5 protein-coding genes and 1 pseudogene are annotated in these 4,933 nt (G+C 61.5%); 4 read left to right on the forward strand and 2 right to left on the reverse strand.

Annotated elements, in window-relative coordinates; genetic code table 11:
- From AUK77_RS02250 to AUK77_RS02265, 4 genes are all read left to right on the forward strand, one after another.
- Nucleotides 1-93, forward strand: a 93-nt coding sequence (locus tag AUK77_RS02250; protein WP_296125686.1) for a zinc finger domain-containing protein, incomplete at its 5' end; no start/stop codon positions are given.
- Nucleotides 94-167: 74 nt separating this feature from the next.
- On the forward strand, nt 168-746 hold the full coding sequence (locus tag AUK77_RS02255) for a lysophospholipid acyltransferase family protein (protein ID WP_296125681.1): 579 nt from the start codon (nt 168-170) through the stop codon (nt 744-746).
- A 76-nt stretch (nt 747-822) separates the two neighbouring features.
- Nucleotides 823-1,161 carry a multidrug transporter gene (locus AUK77_RS02260; protein WP_296125683.1) on the forward strand — a complete coding sequence of 113 codons (339 nt, stop codon included), beginning with the start codon at nt 823-825 and terminating at the stop codon, nt 1,159-1,161.
- Nucleotides 1,162-1,171: 10 nt separating this feature from the next.
- A complete protein-coding gene (locus tag AUK77_RS02265; protein WP_296125684.1) occupies nt 1,172-3,067 on the forward strand; it encodes a Na/Pi symporter in 1,896 nt (631 codons plus the stop codon).
- Between the two features lie 34 nt (nt 3,068-3,101).
- On the opposite strand, the gene ggt is transcribed toward AUK77_RS02265, so the two are convergent.
- Together ggt and AUK77_RS02275 are read right to left on the reverse strand one after the other, a co-directional pair.
- On the reverse strand, nt 3,102-4,799 hold the full coding sequence (gene ggt, locus AUK77_RS02270; RefSeq protein ID WP_296125685.1) for a gamma-glutamyltransferase: 1,698 nt from the start codon (nt 4,797-4,799) through the stop codon (nt 3,102-3,104).
- Nucleotides 4,796-4,933 (reverse strand): annotated as a pseudogene (locus tag AUK77_RS02275) (ferredoxin); the annotation flags it as partial. The pseudogene AUK77_RS02275 and the gene ggt, both read right to left, overlap by 4 nt.

The following is a 4,933-nucleotide window of genomic DNA, read 5'->3' on the forward strand; positions in this document are numbered from 1 at the left end:
GGCGGTGAGTTTTGCAAAACTTGTGGCAGCACCTTGCGCGAGGTCAAATTGGGCCAGCGCGCCAGCGTGTATTGCCCGCGCTGCCAAAGCTGAGTGACGCGCAGCGTCCTGCTGCGCGAGAACGTAAAAGCGCATTGAAACAACAATAAGAAAGGCCCGAGGTATAGATGTCCGGTAACTACTTGCCTGCAAATCCCCCTGCGCAATGGCTGGGGCGCACTGTTTTGAACCTGATGGGTTGGCGCATCGAAGGGGAACTACCCAAGCTGGACAAGTTTGTGGTGATCGGCGCGCACCACACCTCCAATTGGGACTTTGTGATTTTCATCGCGGTGAGGTTTCTGCTGCGCCTGAACGCACGCTGGTTTGGCAAGCACACTATTTTCCGTTGGCCTTTTGGGGCGCTGATGCGTTCGTGGGGCGGCATTGCCATTCGCCGTGAGCGTCAGGGCAATACGGTTGAGCAAGCGGTGCGCGCCTTTACCGAGCATCAGCAGTTTATGTTGATCCTCTCGCCGGAAGGCACGCGCAAAAAGGTTGATCGCTGGAAAATGGGCTTCTATCACATCGCCCTCGGTGCTGGCGTACCGATTGTGCTGGGCGCGCTGGACTATCAGAATCGCCGTGTGGTGATAGGCCCTAGCATTATGCCGACGGGCGACGAGGCTGCCGACCTGCGACAGATCTTGGCGTTTTACCGCTCCTTCGTCCCGAAAAAACCGCACTTTGCCTTTAATGGTGATTGACGGCCGTCACGCTGACAATTACCAATGCACTGTTATAGTTAGCCTTACCGCCTCCTAACTGCTGAAGGATCGCCCCATGACACTGTTCCGCTCCACCGCTGCTGCTCTGGCACTGTCCACTGGCCTGCTGGCTTTGCCTGCTTATGCTGAAGTGGCGCAGCAGAACACCAGCGGTGACCCGATGTATACGGCCGACTCGCCGAAAGCTTTTTCCATGATTGGCGATCTGCTGATTGCCCGTCCGCTGCTGATCGGCGCTACTGCAATTGGCGCAGTTGCGTTTGTGGTTAGCCTGCCGTTCACCGCTGCGGGCGGTAATGTGGGTGAGGCGGGCCAGGCACTGGTCGTCGAGCCAGGCAAGGCGGCTTTCGTTCGCTGCCTGGGCTGCACCACCACGGGTTACAAACAAGACTGATCAACACTCGATGTCCGCGCCAGGCCGCGATCCTCGTCAGCAGTGGCGGCCTTTTATATGGGCTGTCGCATTAGCCCTGCTGACGCTGAGCTTCTGGCTCAGTGATGGCTGGCTTGCCCTCTGCGCGGGGCTGGCGCTGTTTCTATTCGGCATGCAGTGCCTGGAAGATGGCCTGCGTGACCTGGCCGGTGGTCAGCTTGAGCGTTTGCTGACCCTGAGCACGGCCACTCCCTTCAAAAGCCTGATGTTTGGCGTGACGGCGACCATGCTGGTGCAGTCCAGCTCGTTGGTTTCGCTGTTGACCGTGGCCTTTGTCAGCACGGGGCTGATTCAACTGGCTGCCGGGATCTCCATTCTGTTTGGTGCCAATTTGGGCACCACCAGCGGCATCTGGCTGCTGGCAATGGCGGGGCAGAACGTCAGCCTTGGGCCACTGGCGCTGCCGTTGTTGGTGTTCGGTGTGCTGGGCAGCTTTGCCGGGCCGCGTGGCCGAGCAGTCGGTCGCGTAGTGTTGGGCGTGGCCTTTTTGTTCCTCGGCATCGATCAAATGAAGGGCGGCTTCGATGCGCTGACCGGCGACTTTGAGCCGTCGCGTTATGTGCTGCCTGGCATGCTCGGGGCCTTGCTGTTTACCGGTATCGGCTTGCTGGCCACGGTGGTCCTGCAATCCAGTCATGCCACCTTGATGCTGACACTGGCGGCGTTAGGTGCCGGTCAGCTCGGGCTGGAGCAGGGACTGGCGATTGCCATTGGCTCCAACATGGGCAGCACGGTGACGGCGGTACTCGGCGCGCTGGGCGGCGCACGTGCCGGGCAGCGGCTGGCACTGGCGCATGTTCTATTCAATTTCATCACAGGCATTCTGGCGCTGATCCTGCTGGTGCCGATGAGCTTGCTGGTACAGATGGCGACAGCGCCTTTTGGCTTGGGCGATAACGTATTAATCCAACTCGCCCTGTTCCACACCCTCTTCAATGCCACTGGCGTGCTGCTTTTCTGGCCTTGGCAAGGTTGGCTGGCCGAACGGTTGCAACGTTGGTTGCCCGATGCACAAGAACCTGCCGTGTTGATCCGTGAACTGTCGGTGCATGCGACGCCTGCTGCAGTGGCGCCGGTGCAGATCACCGACCTTGAAGCCGTCACCCATGCGCGTTACCTGGACGACAGCGCCCTGGCCACTGCCGACAGTGCGGCCTGTGCGGTGGTTAAAGAGTTGCAGCACCTGGGTCGCCTCAGTCTGGAGGTGATTTGCCACGCGCTTTACTTGCCTGTTCATCAGCTCAACCGCTCCAGTGCGGACGAAGCCCTGCTGAGCGCCCGCCCTGAACCCCATGCCCTTGAAGCGGAGCTGTTGTATCAGCGCCATATCAAAGGGGTGTATGGCGATCTGCTGGGCTTTATGGGGCGTCTTGAGGTGGTTCTTGATGAGGCGCATCAGCAGTTTTGGGTGCGTTGTCAGGTGGCGGCGTTGCAGTTGGTGGATGCGGTCAAAGATGCCAAGCACCTGCAGAAAAACCTCGGCCGCTACCTGCGTACCGAGCAGGAGGATGTGGCCCGTGATGCCTATGTGCAGTTACGCCGGCATTTGCTTGGGGTGTTGCAGCAGGTACGTGAGTTGGGTCGTATGGAGTTGCCTGAGCAGGCTTGGAGCGAGCGTTTGGAACTGCTGGATCAGGAAGCCGGCACCTTCGACAGCCAGTTCCGCCAATGGCTGTTTACCCAGGTGCGCGAGCGTCACCTCAACGGCTTACAGGCCAGCTCATTGATGAACGACTTGGGCTACGTCAGCCGCATCACGCAAAGCCTGCGCAATGTGCTGATGCTCAGTCAGGGCGAGGGCAGCGAACTGTTCCGTCCGTTGCGGCAGATGCTGGCTGAGGACGAAGCACTGATCGAGTTGCGCTGAGGGCGCGTGAGCTATCAACGTGTTCCTCGCCTTGCTATGGCGTGACCGTGCTCAGACCAATACCGCGCCGATCACTGGCGGCCTGTACCTGATTATCCGTTTTATTCCACAACAGCACCTGTTGGTTGCCATACGCGCGGCCCGTGGTTTTCAGCACATGCCCCCGCGCCTGCAGGGCCGCCAGTTCGCTTGGGGTGAAGGCGTCGGGCTCGTGTTCGATCACATCCGGGCGGAACTGGTGGTGAAAGCGCGGGCGATCGGTCCAGCGCTGCACGGGTTGTTGCTGCAGATATTCCAGCATGGCCAGCAGTACCATGCTGGGGATGCGGCTGCCGCCGGGCGTGCCGAAGCTGGCGAAGGCGTCGTGGCTTTCGATAAAGCTGGGGCTCATGCTCGACAGCGGGCGTTTGCCGGGGGCAATGCTGTTGGCCTGGCTGCCGCTCAGGCCATAGGCGTTACTGCCTTGCAGGTCGGCGGCAAAGTCATCCATCTCATTGTTCAGTAGCACCCCGGTGCCCGGTACGGTAAAGGCCGCACCGAAGGGCAGGTTGATCGACAGCGTGGCGGCGACGGCATTGCCCTCGGCATCCAGCACCGAGAAATGCGTGGTGTGGTCGCCTTCGTGCCAGGGCTGGCTGGGCGGCAGGCTGTCACTGGGCGTGGCGCGCTGGTGGTTGATGCTGCTGGCCAGTTGCTTCAGGTAATCGGGGGCGAGCAACTGATCGATGGGGTTTTGGACAAAGTCGGGATCGCCCAGCACACCGCGATCCCGGTAAGCACGGCGCAGGGTTTCAACGATCAGGTGTGTGCGCTGCACGTTGTCGGCGCTCTGCCAAGGCAGGTGTTGCAGCATGAGCAAGCTTTGCCCGATGGCAATACCGCCAGCCGAAGGTGGTGGTGCGCTGATCAGTTCGCGCCCCTGTGCAAGTTGCACACGCAGAGGCTGTCGTTCCACTAGGCGGTATTCGGCCAAGTCCTTGAGTGACCAGATGCCGCCAGCGGCTTGAACGGTCTTCACCAGCTTTTCGGCCACCGGGCCCGCATAGAAACCCGCATGGCCATGGTTGCCCAGCTGTTCGAGGGTATTGGCCAGTTCGGGCTGGCGCAGCAGGCCGAATTCTTCCGGGATTTCGCCACGGTCGAGGAAGATGCGTGCGGTTTCCGCATCTTCACGCATCGCGTCCAAGCGCCAACCGGCGCGTTCGCGGTACACCCGGTCGATGCTCACACCGCTGCGCGCCAGACGAATGGCAGGGGCCAGTGAGTCGCGCAGGGGGAGGCGGCCATAGCGTTCGGCCAACGCCACCAGCGCGGCCGGCAGGCCCGGAATGGCGGCGGCCAGTGCGCCGTTGAGGGAGCGATTTTTGTCGATCTCGCCGTTTACCCGGTACAGGTCAGTGTGGGCGCTGAGCGGGGCGCGTTCGCGGGCGTCGAGAAAGCGATAGGTCGGCGTTTCGCCGGCCTCGCGCAGTAGAAAGAATCCGCCGCCGCCAATGCCTGAGCCGTAAGGTTCGACCACTGCCAAGGCGGCGCTGATGGCGACGGCGGCATCGAAGGCATTACCGCCCAGCGCCAGGGTCTCCTGGCCCGCTACCGTGGCGGCGGGGTGGGCGCTGGCAATGGCGCTGCGCCCCGGTTGCGCCGCGTGCAGGTGCAGCGAGCAGAGCAGGGCCAGCGCCGCACAGGCGATGCGCCAAGGCAGATGGCCGCGAATCAGGCGGCCGCTGCTCATGCTTTGCCAGTGATGATCAGGTACTTCTGCATCAATTCATCGCGGCTTTCGACGTTGTTCGCGTCGAGCGGGATGCAGTCGACCGGGCACACTTGTTGGCACTGTGGCTCGTCGTAATGGCCGACGCATTCGGT

Source organism: Pseudomonas sp. Ga0074129 (assembly GCA_001465025.1).
In the GTDB taxonomy this organism is placed as follows: Bacteria; Pseudomonadota; Gammaproteobacteria; order Pseudomonadales; family Pseudomonadaceae; genus Aquipseudomonas.